Raw genomic sequence first — 17,939 nt, 5'->3', positions numbered from 1 at the left:
ATGAAAAAATATAAATTAAATATCAACGGGAATACATACAACGTTCATATCAAAGAAGCAGAAAGCAACCTGATAAAAATGGAGGTGAACGGTACTGCTTATGAAGTGGAAATGGAACAAGAACTGCGCACCACCAAAACACCTAGATTGGTACGTGCAGAACCTAAACAAACAACCAATGTTGGTGCTTTAAAAACAGATAAATCTGTGAAAAAGATCATTGCACCACTACCGGGAACCGTTCTTAAAATGTGTGTAAATGTTGGTGATACCATAAAAACAGGAGACGACCTGATTATACTGGAAGCCATGAAAATGGAAAATACCATTCAAGCAGAAAGCTCTGGTGTGGTAAAATCCATTTTAGTACAAAATGGTAGCAGTGTGCTACAAGGAGATGTCTTACTGGAAATCGGCTAGCGAAAAGAACCTAGTTTCATTAGAAGTCGAACAAAAAATATAGTATCATGAGTAATACAAAAAAAAGAACATACAATAAACTGGTGCTTGCCATGCTTGCCTTTTTTATCACAGGGTTTGCACTAGCGCAGTTTGTTGGTACAGGAAGTTCAGAAATAAGCACAGACAGTTCTTTATTCCAAAGAGCTATTGACGGTATTGGAGTATTTCTGAGCTATACCGGTTTTGCGAACGTAACACCGGCACACTTGATCATGATTGTGGTAGGATTGTTTTTTATATTCCTAGCCGTTAATTATGATTACGAACCCTTACTGCTCATTCCTATCGGAACAGGGATTCTCATTGGGAATATTCCGTTTGTAGCAGGCAACCAAATTGGAATTTACGAAACCGGATCGGTATTAAACTATCTGTATTTCGGAGTGTTGAAGGGAGTCTACCCTCCCATCATCTTTCTGGGTATCGGAGCCATGACCGACTTCTCTTCGCTGCTTTCCAATCCTAAACTGATGTTGTTAGGAGCTGCCGCGCAAATTGGTGTGTTCCTTACCTTTTTTGGTGCCATCTATCTTGGTTTCTCTTTGCAAGAAGCCGGAGCCATTGGTATCATTGGTGGTGCAGATGGCCCAACGGCTATCTTCCTTTCTTCAAAACTTGCTAACGGTTTAAATGGATCTCAAAACCTCATCGGCCCTATTGCCATTGCGGCTTATAGTTATATGGCATTGGTTCCGGTAATTCAACCTCCCATTATGCGATTGTTGACCACCAAAAAGGAAAGAGTCATCAAAATGAAACCACCAAGAGCGGTTTCCAAAAGAGAAAAACTAATTTTCCCTATCGCAGGTTTGTTGCTTACCACCTTTATTTCGCCTTCTGCCCTTCCACTATTAGGAATGCTTTTCTTCGGAAATATTTTGAAAGAATCCGGACATACAGAGCGTTTGGCAGAAACTGCAAGAACCAAATTGATAGACATCATCACTATTCTATTAGGAGTTACCGTAGGTGCTTCTACACAAGCCGATGTTTTCTTAACCTTTGATTCTATGAAAATCTTCGGATTAGGAGCTATCTCTTTTGTGATTGCTACTATGGGCGGATTGTTGTTTGCCAAATTCATGAACCTTTTCTTAAAAGGAGACAACAAAATCAATCCTTTAATTGGTGCAGCCGGAGTTTCAGCAGTACCAGACAGTGCGCGTGTTGTGCATATAGAAGGATTGAAATATGATAAAACCAATTACTTGCTCATGCATGCCATGGCACCCAACGTAGCCGGAGTAATAGGAAGTGCAGTTGCAGCAGGTATCTTATTAAGCTTTTTAGGATAAAAAATGAACTATTATGAGAAATTATGTAACACCCCAGGAAGCCGTTAAATTAATAAAATCTGGCGACCGTATTCTAGTACAAGCTGCTGCAGCCACACCCCAAACGCTTTTAAAAGCAATGGTTGGCAGAGCTTCGGAATTAAGAGATGTAGAAATTGTGCATTTGCACACAGAAGGTTATATAGACTATACCCTACCCGAATATGCAGACAGCTTTAAAACGAGTTGTTTCTTTATGGGAGCCAACATTCGTAAAGCTGTGCAACAAGGATATGCGCAGTACAATCCGGTATTTTTAAGTGATATTCCACATTTATTCAGAAGTGGTATCATGCCTATTGATGTTGCGTTTGTCAACGTTTCACCTCCAGACAAACACGGTTATTGCTCGTTAGGTGTTTCGGTAGATATTATGATTGGCGGACTTGAATCTGCGAAAACAGTGATTGCACAAATCAACCCAAATGTTCCCAGAACCATGGGAGACGGTATTATTCACATCGATCGTTTTGATGCTTGTGTGGAAGTAGACGATCCTTTACACGAATTGATTCCGGGAGCTCCTTCAGAAGAAGAACAGCTAATTGGTACACACGTAGCTAATATGATTGAAGATGGTTCTACCCTGCAAATGGGTATCGGCGGTATTCCAAACGCAGTGCTTTCTTGCTTAACCAACCACAAAGACCTTGGAATTCATACCGAAATGTTTTCCGAAGGTATTCTTCCTTTAATTGAAAAAGGTGTGGTTAATGGTTCTAAAAAGGCTGTTTTACCAAACAAAATTGTTTCTGGTTTTGCTATGGGATCTCGCAAATTATATGACTTTATGGATGACAATCCAGAAGTGTGGATGATGGACATTGCTTTTGTAAACGACACTGCAGTGATTCGCCAAAATCCAAAAGCCATCGCCATCAATTCCGCAATAGAAATAGATATTACCGGACAAATTTGTGCCGATAGTATTGGTACACGCTTATACTCTGGTGTGGGCGGACAAATGGACTTTATGCGTGGAGCGGCTTTGTCTCCAGGCGGAAAAGCCATTTGCGCAGTGCCTTCTACCACTCAAAAAGGCGTTTCTAAAATTGTTCCGGTGCTTAAAACCGGTGCCGGAGTAGTAACTACCAGAGCACACGTTCAATATGTGGTAACCGAATTCGGAGTAGCAGAATTAAAAGGTAAAAACTTAGCACAACGTGCCAAAGCTTTGATAGATGTAGCGCATCCTAACTCAAGAGAATCTTTAGACAGAGCTGCTTTTGAACGCTTTGGAAACAGTTTCGTTTCATTTAACAATTCAGCAGTAAACGTGTAAACGCACTGCTTTTCAATATAATTAATTCATATCCATCATGGAAAAGGAACTTAATTTACAACAAACCTTCTCCCCTCTTTCTAAGGAAGAATGGAAACAAAAAGTCATTGAAGACCTCAAAGGTGCTGATTTTGACCGAAAATTGGTTTGGAAAACCTACGAAGGTATTCCGGTACAACCATTTTACACACAAGAAGATACTGAAGGCAAAGCTTTGCCCTCCGATAAACTGAATCTACCTGAAAGCACTACTCGTACTTGGGTAAATTATTTAGAAATTACAGTAGAAGATGCTTCGGAAGCGAATCGTTTAGCTGTTAAAATGTTAGATTTTGATACGAGCGGAATTCTATTCTATTTGAAAAATCCGGAAAGTACAAACCTCAACACGTTGTTACAAAACTTACCATTGGCTAGTTTGCAAGTATCGTTTAAAACCGCTACTCCTAATGCTGATGTATTACAACAATATGTTGCCTATTGTCAAAAAAACGGCGTGGCGCTTGATGATATTAAAGGGTTTTACCAGGCTGATGTGTTAGAAAACTATGCATTGACCGGAGCTATTCCAGATTTCACTCCCTATGCTGACGTTATTAAAGTAACACAAACGCTTCCTAACTTTTTTGGTATCACCTTACCATCACATGCATTTGCAGACAGCGGTGCTAACAATGTGCAGGAAGTTGCTTTCTTAGCCAATAAACTAGTTGATTATCTAACGGAATTGACAGCGCTTACGGAGTTTGATGCGAAAACATTATTAAATGAAGTACTTTTCAATACCGCTATTGGTGGCGATTATTTCTTTGAAATAAGCAAACTAAGAGCCTTACGATTGGTATACCAAACGGTTGCACAAACTTACGGACTAACAGAAGCAAAAGCAACCATCTTAGCTTCCAGCGGTTTGTGGACCAAATCATTGTTCGATCCAAATGTAAACTTATTGCGCAACACTACAGAAGCGATGGCTGCGTTGTTGGGCGGTTGTGACGCCTTGTTGATTCAACCGCACAACAGCAGCTTTGAAAAACCATCGGACTTTAGTCATCGTATTGCGTTGAATTTATCGAACCTACTTAAAGGAGAATCACATTTTGATAAAGTGATCGATCCGGCTGCGGGTTCGTATTACATCGAAAACTTAACGGAAGACATTGCCCAAAAAGCATGGGAGTTATTTCAGCAAGTAGAAAACAAAGGTGGTTTTGCAGCTGCTTTTGAAGCAGGATTCATTACAGAAAGCATTCAAGCTACGGCATCTCAAAAGTTAAAAGACATTTCAGCTCGTAAAAAAGTATTTGTGGGTACCAATAAATATCCGAATGCTACTGAAAACATTAGTGTAACCGAAATTGAACATCTGAACAACGATGCAACAGTTTTGAGTCCGCAAAGAGCTACACAGGCTTTTGATGCTTTACGTTTACGAACCTTACAACATCAAACCGCTACCGGTTACATTCCTAAAGTGTACATGGCTTGTTTTGGTAATTTAGCCATGCGTAAAGCACGAGCCACATTTGCAGCCGAATTCTTTGGCGTTGCAGGTTTCCAAATGCTTGGTGAGTTTACTGCTCCAGACCTTCAACAACTTGCCAGCAACGCTGCTAAAAGTGAAGCAGACATCGTAGTGATGTGTGCAGCCGATCCTGATTATGAAACCGACGCGGCTACTTTTGCGGCCGCTTTCAAAGCCAAAGCACCCAACAAACAATTGGTATTGGCAGGCTATCCTGCGGCTATTGTAGACGAATTAACAACTGTTGGAGTAGATTCTTTTATTCACATCAAAGTAAACGCTATTGATGCGTTGACAGAATATCAGAATCTGCTTTTTGAAACTTCTAAAACTTTGTAAGATGAAAAGACCAGATTTCACCAACATACAAATGCCAGCTACTGCCCATACGAAAAAGGCAGCAAAAGGCGACATTCCCTGGCAAACTGCTGAACATATCCCTGTAAAAGAAGCGTTTGACAGAGCCGATATTAAAAATGCACAACATTTAGGTTACGGAGCAGGATTACCACCTTTTTTACGGGGGCCTTACTCCACCATGTACGCCAATCGTCCTTGGACTATTCGCCAATATGCAGGGTTTTCTACTGCCGAAGAATCCAATGCGTTTTATAAAAGAAACTTAGCAGCCGGACAAAAAGGATTGTCGGTTGCGTTTGACCTTCCTACCCACCGTGGATACGATTCTGACCACCCACGTGTAGAGGGAGACGTAGGAAAAGCAGGGGTTGCCATTGATTCTATTCTAGACATGAAAGTCTTGTTCGATGATATTCCGTTAGATAAAATGTCGGTTTCCATGACTATGAATGGTGCCGTAATTCCAGTCATGGCGTTCTATATTTTAGCTGCGGAAGAACAAGGAGTTGCTATGGATCAGTTGAGCGGAACCATTCAAAATGATATTCTAAAAGAGTTCATGGTGCGTAATACTTACATTTATCCACCCAAACCTTCCATGAAGATCATTGGAGATATTTTCAAGTTCACCAGTCAAAACATGCCTCGTTTCAATTCTATATCCATCTCTGGTTATCACATGCAAGAAGCCGGAGCTACCGCTGACATTGAATTAGCTTATACCCTAGCGGATGGTTTAGAATACCTGAGAACAGGAACAGAAGCCGGATTAACCATAGACCAGTTTGCGCCTCGTTTATCGTTCTTCTGGGCTGTGGGAATGAATCACTTTATGGAAATTGCAAAAATGCGAGCCGCTCGTGTATTGTGGGCGCGTATTGTAAAACAATTCAATCCTAAAAACCCTAAATCCATGGCGCTACGTACCCACTCACAAACCAGTGGTTACAGTTTAAGCGAAGCCGATCCGTATAACAATGTGGGTAGAACTTGTATAGAAGCCATGGCTGCAGCTTGCGGGCACACCCAAAGTTTGCACACCAACGCGCTAGACGAAGCCATTGCCTTGCCAACCGATTTCTCGGCGCGTATTGCTCGTAATACGCAGTTGTATATTCAAGATGAAACCAACATGACCAAAGTGGTAGACCCTTGGGCTGGTAGTTACTATGTAGAATATTTAACGCAGGAATTGATTGATAAAGCCTGGAAGCATATTCAAGAAATTGAAGCGCTTGGCGGAATGGCAAAAGCGATTGAAACCGGATTGCCTAAGATGCGAATTGAAGAAGCTTCGGCCAGAAAACAAGCACGTATCGACTCTGGAAAAGATGTTTTGGTAGGCGTAAATAAATACAAAGTAGACGAAGAATCTCAAATTGAAGTATTAGAGGTAGATAACACTGCCGTACGTGATAGTCAGATTGCGCGTTTACAGAAACTACGTGCCGAACGCAATACCGAAGCGGTTGAGAAAGCATTGGAAGCACTCTCTGAATGTGCACGCACAGGAGAAGGCAACTTGTTAGAATTAGCCATCAATGCCGCTCGCGAACGTGCTAGTTTAGGAGAAATCTCTGATGCTATGGAGAAACATTTTGGTAGACACAAAGCCATTGTAAAAACTATTTCGGGAGTGTATTCTCAAGAAACTGGTGATGACGATGAGTTTTTAAAAGTTCGTCAATTGACTGACATCTTTTCTGAAGAAGTAGGGCGTCAACCACGTGTGATGATTGCTAAAATGGGACAAGATGGGCACGACCGTGGTGCGAAAGTGATTGCTTCTTCTTTTGCCGATATGGGATTTGATGTAGATATGGGGCCACTTTTCCAAACTCCGGAAGAAGTTGCCAGACAAGCAGCTGAAAATGATGTGGACTTTGTTGGTGCATCATCTTTAGCAGGCGGACACAAAACACTCATTCCGAAACTAGTAGAAGAATTGAAAAAACTAGGAAGGGAAGACATCTTAGTTTTTGCAGGTGGCGTTATTCCACGACAAGATTACCAATACCTGTATGACAGAGGTATCTTTGAAGTATTTGGTCCGGGATCTGTGATTCCAAAATGTGCTCAGATTATGATGAAAAAATTAATGGTTACCGAAGAAGAAAAGTAATCATAAGTCCTTAAAAAATGAGTCTTTCAACTTTCAACCCCTTGTGGCGATGCTGCGAGGGGTTACTTTTTAGTGTGCTTCCTATGTTCAGAATTCGTGATGTAAAAGATTAAAGTTGGTGAATTTATCAAACTTATTCAGCCATACGCATCATCTCTTGAATATTTTTAAATTGATTTCGCTTCAACACATGAAATTTTCTTTTTTCTTGCCAGTTTTCATAACTATCAATACCTGTACTACCCAATGATACAATGGTATAGAAAACAGCATAAACAAAAGCCATGATATTCTTGTAAATGGTAAAACCAAGTGGCAACTTATTTCCGTAATCATCTACAACCATAAGCCCTAAAAGTGCTTTCCCAGGAGATGTTTTTAGTATGGATTCTACACATCCAACAAATACAATAGTGCCAAAAAATAAAATACTGAAAAGTAAAAAAACATCATCGCTGTTTAGGAGGTTCATGGTATGTAGGCCGAACATTAACAGTGTAATGATTCCCATGTCTATCAATTTGGCAAAAACTCTTTTGTAAAGTACCGATACATTTACATCAAGCGGTACTTGAAAGGGACGTTCTTCTGTCAAATGTCTTTCTCCTTCAAGATGCTTTCTTCTGGTTACTTGTTGAATTGTATATAATTCTGAAATTCTCTCCATTACTGCTTAATTGTTTTTTAAGATCTAAAATGTACTAGTTACCACAGCCAATGAATGCGATGCCCCAAACTAATAACCAGAGCCGAAGCGCATAAACCATACACCACCATAAGTATAAAATATTTGTTTTTGCCATAAAGTGCTGTTATAGCAAACAAGATAACAAAAAGTGTGGGTAAATATGTTAATGGCGAAGCACCAACAAAATCTATCCACCAATAATTAAATACATTGTAACACTCATCATTGGGTATTAATAATAAAAACCCTGTGAGTAATAATATAAAAATACCGCTCTCTTTCTTTTTGGTTATATATACGATCGCAGCCAAAACAGGTACGATAAGCAAACCTTGTCTAATGATGGTACTAATCCAATAAGGTGATCTAAAAATAGTACCCCAATAACACACAAAACTGGTACAAACTACTGAAATGGGGATTGAAAGCCAAATCATTAATAGTTGCCAAGACCATTCAACAGGTGTAATCTGATTACCCTTTTTCCAAACACTTTTTAAACAAAAAATTGACAAGAAAGTAGTTACTAACGCTCCTAAAATAAAAAGTACAATGAACACCTTCGGAAAATGAAAATGAGGCCGAATTTCCTGATATTTATAAATATCATAAAGAGCTTTAAACCAAAGTATATTTGCTATACCAAAAGCAATACTAAGTAAAACTCGATTCGTGTATTGTAGTTTACTGCTCATAGCCAATACTTAATTTCTAACAAATAGCCACTTAATAGGTTTGTACAGCCCAATACCTACATACCCCAGAATTCCCGGTTTTTTTCGTTCAGTAAAATAAATAGTAATCGATGAAAATTCTTCAAAATGATCTATACGATTGATGTTTCCTTTAAGCAATTCTATGGTTTCATTCAAGCGTTCTAGTTCCTTTTCTATAAGTACCATTTCAGAAACATTCGTTGCTTTGTCCAAAAGTTGCAAATAGCGCTCTCTAGACTTTTCAGCATTTTCCAAACGAATTTTATAATCAAAATATGAAGTAGTCACATCATTTCCTGACACATTCTTACTTTTAAGTTTCCCCAAAGATTCAATAGCCGTTAGTGCGGCGTCTAATTCTTCACTCTTTACATGAATTACCATTTGGTTGCTACTTGATTTTTGTACGTACCCTTTGTAGGTTTTAGCGATTGCTTTAATTGCCGATTGGGTACTATCTGGTATTTCTACAGCTAGAGAAATATAGGCGGAATACAAGATTTTGCGCTCCATCTCCTGCGAAGTATCATCTAATCCGTAATTTATTGTACTTCGAGATCCGGTTTCACTATATGCTGATTGCTGAGTAGCCGTACAACTTACCAAAGCCATAAAACATAAAGCTAGTATTCCTATCTGTTTTTTCATAAAATAGTCTTTTGGGAAAGATACCACTTTATGTCATAAAAACACAGACCTATTTTCTATTAATAAAAAAGAACATTTATGTTACCTTAAAATCTTTTCCATTTTTCGGCCTTTGGCTAATTCATCTACCAACTTATCTAAATAACGGGTTTGTTGCGTGAGCGGTGTGGTAATATCTTCGATTCTATACCCGCAGATAACACCTTTGATCAAATGTGCATTTGGGTTGAGCGTTGCTTTTGCAAAAAACGTTTCAAAAGTAACTTTGGTGTCAATCAATTCTTGTATCATCGCGTCATCAAAACCTGTTAACCAAGTAATCACCTGGTGCAGTTCTTCTTTGGTACGGCCCTTTTTTTCTACTTTGTTTACGTAGTGTGGATATACCGATGCAAAAGTTATCTTGGCTATTTTGGCATCATGTTCTGGTGTGGTAATACTCATAACATATTCTCTTTAAATCGAAACCAAAATAGTAAATTTTAAAGAAAGGCAAGAACCTTTTTACTCAATAATCGAGATGAAATATTCGTAGAACTATCTTATTTTTTAAATGAATGGTCCTATCTAAATACTTTATAATGCTATTCCAAAAACTAGTATTTATTGAACACAATAGTAGTTTCAGTAGTTCCATTACTACAGAAAATAAACAATTGTTCCCCATCAATTACAAAATGTGTCGCATAAGTCAGTTCATGAAAAAGCGTAGTCCATTCGGGTTCAGCGGCGTAGGTAGACACCAAGTTGGTAAACGTAATGTTGTTATGATCTGTGATGGTGTAAGTACCATTGTACATATTAGAAACAGCAATTCCTTGAATACCTCCAGATGCATTGGTGGCTGGTTCTGAAAAACTAGCAGTAATTTCACCATCATTCACTGTAGGCCATGTAGGTTGTTGTTCTTTTGTGATCTGCATATCATCTTGCATATAATAACTTACCTTCCAATCACCTGCCAACTGCTCATCATAATATAGAGGATCATTGTGATTACCGCAGGCCATTGTAATTAGTACCAATGCTACTAATAAGCTTACCATTTTAATTGTAGTTTTCATCTGCTTTTTCTATTTGTTTTAAAAAAGATACTCAAACTAGCAATAGGTTGCGTGCCTGTATGTTATAAAATAGTTAAGTAGCTATTATAACACCTCTTTCCACCTACCGGATTCTGCAAATTCCTTGATAATGGCATTCCGCTTTTGCAATAATTGTGTCATGTACTTTTCTAAGAAAAGTTTGTCCGCTAACCTACCCAAAAAACCTAGAGGAGATTGGTATTCAAACCGATCGATCATCAATGTGTCATCGTCTTGAATTTCAAAAAAATGTCCATGTATAAAATACGAGAAAATACCTTTTTCTTGTTGATCTTCAAAAAATTGAGGTTTTTCCATGGCTGTAATCTTTGACGTTAACGTTTGGTATACGCCTAAATGTTTAGCCTTCCAGGTCACTGATTCATGCAACTCAATCAGTCCTGTAATTTTTCCGGCAATAGCCTCTTCATGAGTATGTTGCGTAGAAATTTTATGTAAATCGATACTCCTTGACAGGTCAAAAACAATAGCTCTGTTTGCTTTGATATAGGTTTGCAGTTCTATTACAGGCATAAAATCTAAAAGTTTTGATGGTTTTGGGAAGATACCATTTTTAACTTGCTATAAAAATACTGCTGAATTAAAATAAATATTCTACTCCTATTTACAGGCCAAACGGTGTGAGCCGCTTTTGATAGGTTTTTTTTCAAAAGGAATCACAGCGTAGTACTTGTAGAAGGTTGCTTAGAAAGAGGATAAAAACAAATGAATAAGTCAGTTATAGGGTTACAAAACTCCTAAAAAATCTTTTTGATCTTGCGTCATATTCCATGCTTCTTGCAAGTCTAAGTTCAACAACAATACCTTTACTTTTAAAGTATCGGAATGATGCAAACTGTTGAACCAATTAAAAGACACTTCACTTTGTTCACTCAAAAACTTAGCCCAATTGATCACTACATACAGCGTGGTTCCATCCTCCATAAAAGTACGCTGGTCCAATATATGAACATCTTTTAAGAAGTCTTCTAAAGTTTGGGTAGGGTCTGTTTTCATGTGGGCTACCTTGGCAAGTTTTTTTATAGTAGCACCACAACTTACCCCTTTGTTCCTGTTTTTAATCAATTCCCCTTGAGCATTGAAAAAATAAGCTTCTGGTACGGCAAGTTTACCAACTTTACTAAAGGCAACAAAATTTTCAAATCCTTTTAACGTGGCAAGTTCTCCTTCAAAAAAGCTGACTTGTTGAGCTTCCAAATAAGTTTCTATACTAGCATGGTTTTCTAGCATGAAAGTAACTTCTACATCCTGTTGGGCCATCGAAAGTTGCATGAAGAATAGTAATCCTAGAAAGCATTTTAGCAATTGTTTGTTCATAGCCAATGGTATTAGGTATCGATTATTAAAGATACTTTTTTCATATAAAACATACCCCAAATTTGTTGCCTATTTATAACTGATTGCCTTGCTATAGGTATGCATTATTCCAATTCTTTAGTCAGTGCTATTTGAAATTTTGTCATATCGTAGGCCGATTTCCAACCTCTTAAATCCATAGAGGTTTCATTACTTTCAAATAGTTTATCAAGGTGTTTTACTTGCATTTCTATACCTTCTGAATCATCTCTAAAAATTTCATATTTCAAAAGCAGTAATCTCGCATAAATTTCATCTGCAACGCTTACTCCTTCTTCTTCCAAAACATTGGTTATTTGTGGTTCTATTTGAGCATCATTATCTGCAAGCTCATCAAACAAATATGCATTTGCTAAATCTAACGGAGTCATTGAAGTATAATCATTTTCGGTAGACATATCTTTTCGGTACGTCATTTTACTACCATTTAAAAAATACCAACGTGTGTAGGAGTTATTTTCAAATTTTATTTCTTTCTCAAATTTCTTTTTCTCTGTAGTCCAATTGGTAAAAGCGATCAATAACTCTTTACCATCTTTCTGTAACAGTACAAAACGTATGATATATTTTTGCTTACCAGGTTTTTTTATTTCTATATCCAATTTGTTATCAGGAGAAACATACGTTTTAATGGCCTTTATAACAGCGGAAACATCTTCAACCGTAGCTTCGAGATACAAATTTTCACGTATGAAAAGATCTAGATATAAATAGTGCGTTAAATAAAAATCATTCATTTTTAAATAATTAGCTTCCTGTAAGCCCTCTGTTTTTATCGCTATATTATCAGATTGAGCATTACCTGTTTGAATACTACTTATTAAAACGAATAGTATGATGATTGCCTTTTTCATTGATATGTATTTTAAAATTATTTTTATTAAATCATTAAACTAATTTACTCCCGATACCGAACGAACCACAATACTATCTGAAACAGTTGTATGTATTTGAGAACGCTTGTATGATTTCTGGTTCTGTACATCAATAAGTTCATCTGGTCTTATCAAATACTTAAATTCCTTGCTTTTTTCGTTCAAAAAATAAGCTACTGAACCATCGGGAGCTATTCTTTGAATACACTTCACCTTTAGCGTGTCTTGATGTGGTTCAAAAACTCCTAGAACTTCAGCATTTTGATATCGATCCTTTTTAAAACTTTTTAAAGAAAATATTTCATTCTTAAAACTAATGTACTCTTTCATTTCCTTACCGCTATACGCATAAACAAGTGTATTCCAGTCTGGATATTTTTTTCCTGATGATACTTGTACAACATCCACCACTTCTGTTGTCTTTTTAGATACTTTCAACAGTGCACTATCACCAACAGCCAGCGTTTTATTAGGACTTTTAAAAACATAAGTACCTATATAACTACTATCTCGCAACGTAAACAGAACTTTTATTTCCTGATCATGTACAAAACCAAACCTTACCAGAGCAGATGGTTTCAATGCTACCTGAACTATTTTGCCAGTCACCAATTCCGTTGGGTCATTGAAAAATACTGGCAATTTTACCCCACTCCAATGCAATGTAAAAACTGTGAAAATGGAAATAGCCAGCACTATCATCAAATACTTTATGGTTTTGCTATTCTTCATAAAATAGTGAATTTACGTTCCTTCGTTAATTCTAAATCCTAATTATTACAAGCATTTATCACTATTGAAAATGTTCATCATTCAAATACCGCTACAGCTCTTACGGGTGATCCTGTACCTCCTCTTATTTTTAAAGGTAGTCCAATAAATCTAAAACGTCCTTTACCAATTAACAAATGAAGATTGATTAAGTTTTCATAATGGGTAAAATTCATTTCACCACAAATATGATGCACTTGTTTGTTAGATATTCCCGGCACTCCCGGTGACATGGTTTCTACGCCAAATGCCGAAATGCCTTTTTCTCCAAGCCATTGTGCAGCAGCAATGGTTAATCCGGGACCATTCCCCCAGTGTTCACTGGCAAAATGCTTTCTGTAATGATCTGTATAAAACAATACGGTATCGCCCCTTTTTATAGTGTGTGCTGCTGCTTCACAAGCTGCTATTATCTCATGAGTGTCTATAAGTTCTTTGAGTCCTTTATGTGAAAAATCTAAACAAATACCTTCTGTATAAAACATAGACAACGGCATGGTATCTATAGATTTTCCTTTATGCTGAATAGCCATATGATTTATAGCATCTACATGGGTTCCTGTATGCTCGCCAAGTTCCAACTTATGAACAGCGGGAGTTTTTACTGTAGGATTTTCAATGCCGCTCCACTCTTCGTGAGAATTGTGAATACTCATTTTTACTTGTGGAAGATCTTTATAAACAGGCATCCCCTCATAAATTTCCTGACTCAAATCTATAATTTCCATTACTTCGTTTTAAAAATGGTTTCAAACGCATGATACACTGCCATATGCAAAGCATCGCCATGAGTTTTATCTTCTAAAAATTCATAATATACCTGCGTATTTGGAGACCGATGTTTTTGCAAAAGCGTATAGAGTTCCTTGGCTGTACGTTCCATCACTTCACCTTCTTTTCCTCCAGCAATGTATATTGATGTTACGTTTTCAGATATCTTGGGTGTGCTATCTAAAAGTTTTTCATCATCCCACCATAAACTGGGACTCACAATAATGTAATGATCAAAAAGAATGGGCTTTTCAAACAAAATTTCCGTAGCTAACAGTCCGCCTAAAGATTGTCCTATCAAAGTCTTGGTGTCAGTAGCTCTATAGGTAGCGTTTATAAAAGGTTGAACTTCATTTTCCAAAAACTCGATAAAGTTTTCAGAACCTCCTGAGGTTGGAAATTCTTCCTGATCTAAGCTATTATTGGACGGATAAGTAAAATCTCGTTTCCTGTCTACATTCGCTATGCCCACTACAATAGATTCCGGTAGCATGTTTATCCATGAAAAAGAACCAAACTGCACAAGGCCCGAAATATGTATAAAATCTTCGTCTTTACCACCGTCTAACAGGTAAATAACAGGATACTTTTGAATACTGTCCGTCGTATAACTTTGCGGAAGGTAAATGTTCAACGTTCTAGTTTCGTTTAATACCGTTGATGCAATAGAAACTGATTTCCCTATTGTAAAATCATGTTCCTGAACCTTTTCAGGTAATGCTTGACCCAAAGAAAGCTGAACTATACAGCACAATAATATACTCAGCAATTGATGTTTCATCACTTTTGAATTTAACGATGGTTATGAATATGTGCTAGCAAGATACAACTTTTATACACCAAACTATCTTCTAATAAAAATTAATTCTCCGATGGAGCTTCTCTCTCCAACAGGCTCTTTTTATAGGCTTGTACATCCCAAGTTATATTAAACATAGCAACATACGCTTCTATAGTTCCTAGCCCCATAGCCGATCGTCTTTCATTCACATGATCTGGATCTATCATGGGATACACATAGTTAATACCTGTTATAGGATTTGTTTTTAGCTGACTCCCATAAATTTGTTTCTCGCCATTAGCTAAGGCAACCCTATCTTCTAACAAGGCTAAATTGGATGCTATGGCATTTCCCTTAGCTACAGCATCTCGCATCATTGGCAAATACTTTTCCTGTGTTTCATGATCGGAATGTTGAATCACTAAAAATAATGTCATATTACCATCTAGGCCAATAACATCCGGCCCCAACCAACCTCGCTCATCTAATATTTTTGTTACTTTTTTCAGATTCAAAGCGTCTTGCTCCTCTAACTTATTGACAAGTGCTTTTGATTCATCAGAATCCCAGCCATATTTTTCTATAATGACATCCAATTCCTCCCGGTACTTTTGATCGTCATTGGAAATAGTAGCCAGCATAGCCATCAAAGGCTTGTCATACAAAGCCTCTTTCCTTTTCTTAGTTATTTTAATAAGTTCACCAAGCTTGTTCCAACGTTCATCCTGATGGAGTATTTCTAAATCTGCATTGGTCATAATATCTTCAGGATGTTCAAAATAAGGATCTTTTACAATTTTGAATAATTGTTGAAAAGCAGTATCCGGGTTTTGGGCCAATGCATTGGAACACGCCGCAACATAGTAGTATAGTATGTTAATTTTATCTCCAGATATCAAAAAAGCTTTTTCAAATTTTTCGGCAGATGTTACATAGTCTTTACTATTATAAAACTGCATGGCTTCTTCAATCAATTTATTACTTGTTTGCTTTTCTTGTCCAAAAGCAATTGTAAGCCCAAAACATATCAAAAGCGTCAGTAATCTTAGGTGTTTTTTCATGGCGTATGGTATACTCGCTATTAATAATTGTTTAAATAAAACGTCTGCATCATAGAATAGCTAAGATACTATTTTATACGTTTTTTCTTCTGTCAATTGAAAAAGCTACTAGAAAATTATTAAGAAAAACGCTATACAAACCAAACTATCTTCTAATAAAAATTACTTCGTTTTGAAATTTTCAGTTCTACTTAAGACTAGCACTAAGAAAAAAGCAGCAATGAGAAACCCTGTTAAAGATGCGTAGAAGCGCCAACTTTCAGGACCACTTTGCATTCCTTTTCCAAAAAATACCGATGCTGTAAATACATTGAACACAACAAGCGGAATTATAACTGGTAATTTCTTTCTCATTTTATAAATAATTGATGGTGATTATAAGTTACATCTTTTCTAACCATCAAATAAATTACAGTGATGGAAGTAAACAACAAACCTACATATCCATAACCAATAAGGGAAGTTTCTGCATCGTTTTCGCCAACTAAAAATGGAAACATTAACAAAGAAAACATTCCAAGAACGCCAAATACTGCAATAGTTAAAGATTTTACAGCAAGATATTTTTTTTTCATGATATTGATATTTAATTATTCAAGGCTATCTACTGACAAAGTACGCATAAATACTTTTTATTTACAGCAATATACAACTTTTACACTCCAAGCCCTCCACCAATAAAAATAAATATCTACCATCACTAGTGTTCTAAATCTACTCAACAAACAAGTACTTAAATCATCAATCCTCTCTATACTACTAATTCCCATAAAAATTTTATTTTTATGGGTAAATGTAATACCTTCACAATTCGATTTATATCATAAACAACATGACCAACAGAAACCTACTCACCTTAGTCCTTAGAATAAGCGGTATCTTTTTATTTACAAAAGTATTTGATCATATCGGAGCAAATTTCTTAATGGTTTATAGTGGTGCTATGCCTATCCCATATGTGCAATAGCAAAATGATTTGGTAACGTATATACTCTAAAAGATCTAATGTTCTACGAACCGATTTCATATAGAATTACAACTCTTTAATCTTATAAAGATATAACTTTCAAATACCAAACTCTTTATTTATAAAAACAAAACCACCTTTATTCCAAAGTATACAACGTGCGTACTACATTCAAATCTAATTGTGGGCATACTTCATAAAAATATTGTAATTGCCATTGCTGAGTTTTTACAGCCTGCTTATTCACTGCTGTATCCCAAGCGGGATATACTCTAAAGCCCCTTTTACCAGGTTTCATTGCTGATGTAATATAACCTTGTGCTATCAATACGGATTTTGGAAACACAAATTGCCCTAAACGATCGCCCAATCTTGTATTCACCACCAAAAAATCAAAAAATTCATCATTTGAATACGGAGTTGTGGCACCTTGTTCATTTCGTTTCCAAAAAGTCACAAATTGACCTAGTTTAGTAGGAGTTATTTTAGCACTTCTCGAATGTATTTTCAAACCATTTAATACAAATTCACAAGCCTCATATTCAGTTCCTTCTTTTAGAGGACGCATGCTTGTTATTTTTAAAGATAGTTTGGTATAAATCTGTGTATCCACTGCTAGAAGATTTGTATGTAATACTTCAGATGCCGACATATAAATTGCATTTTGGTTAGCTTTTCAAAATTACAAACCTTGGCTAAACCAACCATCTTCTTTATTCTTTTTTAAACTAAACCACTCTGGACTCAAAGTCCAGAGGTTTGATAACACGAGGGACTAAAAGTCCCTCATTTCTATTCTAATATAAAATTAGAATTATCTGAAGAATCTTTACGGTGATGCTCTAGGTACTCATTTACCATTTCGTCTGTTACATTTCCTGTACTCCACACTCCATAACCTACTGCCCAAAAATGTTTTCCCCAGTAAGTATGACCCAGTGAACTAAACTCTTGTTGAAGTTTCCTTGATGTTCTTCCCTTCATTTGTTTCACTATTGAGCTTATACTATATTTAGGAGCATATTCTATATGCATGTGCACATGGTCTTGACTTACAACTCCTTTTAAGATTTCAATCCCCTCTGCATCACATATTTGTATCAGTAGTTCGCGA

Annotated in this window: 21 protein-coding genes; 5 read left to right on the top strand and 16 right to left on the bottom strand. The window is 36.9% G+C overall.

The window, feature by feature from the left end:
* Genes BM383_RS17695 through scpA form a run of 5 tightly spaced genes read left to right on the top strand, consistent with a single transcriptional unit; the run spans position 1 to position 7,085 of the window.
* Positions 1 to 420 (top strand): biotin/lipoyl-containing protein, encoded by a 420-nt coding sequence (locus tag BM383_RS17695; protein ID WP_093026489.1) that lies wholly within the window; start codon positions 1 to 3, stop codon positions 418 to 420.
* A 47-nt stretch (positions 421 to 467) separates the two neighbouring features.
* On the top strand, positions 468 to 1,757 hold the full coding sequence (locus BM383_RS17690; protein ID WP_218157964.1) for a sodium ion-translocating decarboxylase subunit beta: 1,290 nt from the start codon (positions 468 to 470) through the stop codon (positions 1,755 to 1,757).
* 13 nt (positions 1,758 to 1,770) lie between these two features.
* Positions 1,771 to 3,078, top strand: a complete 1,308-nt coding sequence (locus BM383_RS17685; protein ID WP_093026488.1) for an acetyl-CoA hydrolase/transferase family protein — start codon at positions 1,771 to 1,773, stop codon at positions 3,076 to 3,078.
* A 37-nt stretch (positions 3,079 to 3,115) separates the two neighbouring features.
* Positions 3,116 to 4,942 (top strand): methylmalonyl-CoA mutase family protein, encoded by a 1,827-nt coding sequence (locus tag BM383_RS17680; protein WP_093026487.1) that lies wholly within the window; start codon positions 3,116 to 3,118, stop codon positions 4,940 to 4,942.
* Position 4,943: 1 nt separating this feature from the next.
* On the top strand, positions 4,944 to 7,085 hold the full coding sequence (gene scpA, locus BM383_RS17675; protein WP_093026486.1) for a methylmalonyl-CoA mutase: 2,142 nt from the start codon (positions 4,944 to 4,946) through the stop codon (positions 7,083 to 7,085).
* Positions 7,086 to 7,218: 133 nt separating this feature from the next.
* Here scpA and BM383_RS17670 read toward each other — a convergent pair whose 3' ends face one another.
* The 16 genes from BM383_RS17670 to tnpA all read right to left on the bottom strand — a co-directional run.
* Positions 7,219 to 7,752 carry an RDD family protein gene (locus tag BM383_RS17670; RefSeq protein ID WP_093026485.1) on the bottom strand — a complete coding sequence of 178 codons (534 nt, stop codon included), beginning with the start codon at positions 7,750 to 7,752 and terminating at the stop codon, positions 7,219 to 7,221.
* 38 nt (positions 7,753 to 7,790) lie between these two features.
* On the bottom strand, positions 7,791 to 8,468 hold the full coding sequence (locus tag BM383_RS17665; protein ID WP_093026484.1) for a hypothetical protein: 678 nt from the start codon (positions 8,466 to 8,468) through the stop codon (positions 7,791 to 7,793).
* 9 nt (positions 8,469 to 8,477) lie between these two features.
* Positions 8,478 to 9,137, bottom strand: a complete 660-nt coding sequence (locus tag BM383_RS17660; RefSeq protein ID WP_093026483.1) for a DUF4349 domain-containing protein — start codon at positions 9,135 to 9,137, stop codon at positions 8,478 to 8,480.
* An 81-nt stretch (positions 9,138 to 9,218) separates the two neighbouring features.
* On the bottom strand, positions 9,219 to 9,581 hold the full coding sequence (locus BM383_RS17655) for a DUF2200 domain-containing protein (RefSeq protein WP_093026482.1): 363 nt from the start codon (positions 9,579 to 9,581) through the stop codon (positions 9,219 to 9,221).
* A 152-nt stretch (positions 9,582 to 9,733) separates the two neighbouring features.
* Positions 9,734 to 10,201, bottom strand: coding sequence for an META domain-containing protein (locus BM383_RS17650; protein WP_093026481.1), 468 nt, complete (start codon positions 10,199 to 10,201; stop codon positions 9,734 to 9,736).
* Between the two features lie 84 nt (positions 10,202 to 10,285).
* Positions 10,286 to 10,756: an SRPBCC family protein gene (locus BM383_RS17645; protein ID WP_093026480.1), complete on the bottom strand. Its 471-nt coding sequence runs from the start codon at positions 10,754 to 10,756 to the stop codon at positions 10,286 to 10,288.
* Positions 10,757 to 10,969: 213 nt separating this feature from the next.
* Positions 10,970 to 11,560 carry a hypothetical protein gene (locus tag BM383_RS17640; RefSeq protein ID WP_143106464.1) on the bottom strand — a complete coding sequence of 197 codons (591 nt, stop codon included), beginning with the start codon at positions 11,558 to 11,560 and terminating at the stop codon, positions 10,970 to 10,972.
* A gap of 104 nt (positions 11,561 to 11,664) precedes the next feature.
* On the bottom strand, positions 11,665 to 12,453 hold the full coding sequence (locus BM383_RS17635; RefSeq protein ID WP_093026478.1) for a hypothetical protein: 789 nt from the start codon (positions 12,451 to 12,453) through the stop codon (positions 11,665 to 11,667).
* Between the two features lie 39 nt (positions 12,454 to 12,492).
* On the bottom strand, positions 12,493 to 13,206 hold the full coding sequence (locus BM383_RS17630) for a hypothetical protein (protein WP_093026477.1): 714 nt from the start codon (positions 13,204 to 13,206) through the stop codon (positions 12,493 to 12,495).
* 77 nt (positions 13,207 to 13,283) lie between these two features.
* Positions 13,284 to 13,973 carry a cyclase family protein gene (locus BM383_RS17625; RefSeq protein ID WP_093026476.1) on the bottom strand — a complete coding sequence of 230 codons (690 nt, stop codon included), beginning with the start codon at positions 13,971 to 13,973 and terminating at the stop codon, positions 13,284 to 13,286.
* Positions 13,973 to 14,797 (bottom strand): alpha/beta hydrolase, encoded by an 825-nt coding sequence (locus tag BM383_RS17620; RefSeq protein ID WP_093026508.1) that lies wholly within the window; start codon positions 14,795 to 14,797, stop codon positions 13,973 to 13,975. The genes BM383_RS17625 and BM383_RS17620 overlap by 1 nt, the downstream gene beginning before the upstream one ends.
* Positions 14,798 to 14,877: 80 nt before the next feature.
* Positions 14,878 to 15,858, bottom strand: a complete 981-nt coding sequence (locus tag BM383_RS17615; RefSeq protein ID WP_093026475.1) for a DUF6624 domain-containing protein — start codon at positions 15,856 to 15,858, stop codon at positions 14,878 to 14,880.
* A gap of 162 nt (positions 15,859 to 16,020) precedes the next feature.
* On the bottom strand, positions 16,021 to 16,212 hold the full coding sequence (locus tag BM383_RS17610) for a hypothetical protein (RefSeq protein ID WP_093026474.1): 192 nt from the start codon (positions 16,210 to 16,212) through the stop codon (positions 16,021 to 16,023).
* Entirely contained in the window at positions 16,209 to 16,433 is a 225-nt protein-coding gene (locus BM383_RS17605) for a hypothetical protein (protein ID WP_093026473.1), read from the bottom strand. Before BM383_RS17605 ends, BM383_RS17610 begins: the two co-directional genes overlap by 4 nt.
* A 531-nt stretch (positions 16,434 to 16,964) precedes the next feature.
* Positions 16,965 to 17,477: a MepB family protein gene (locus BM383_RS17600; RefSeq protein WP_093026472.1), complete on the bottom strand. Its 513-nt coding sequence runs from the start codon at positions 17,475 to 17,477 to the stop codon at positions 16,965 to 16,967.
* A 140-nt stretch (positions 17,478 to 17,617) separates the two neighbouring features.
* On the bottom strand, positions 17,618 to 17,939 hold a 322-nt coding region (gene tnpA, locus BM383_RS17595; protein WP_093026471.1), incomplete at its 5' end, for an IS200/IS605 family transposase.

This window comes from Pustulibacterium marinum, assembly GCF_900116665.1.
GTDB classification, from domain to species: domain Bacteria; phylum Bacteroidota; class Bacteroidia; order Flavobacteriales; family Flavobacteriaceae; genus Pustulibacterium; species Pustulibacterium marinum.
Note: the sequence above shows the minus strand (reverse complement) of the source record. Positions and strands in the feature narration are given on the sequence as shown.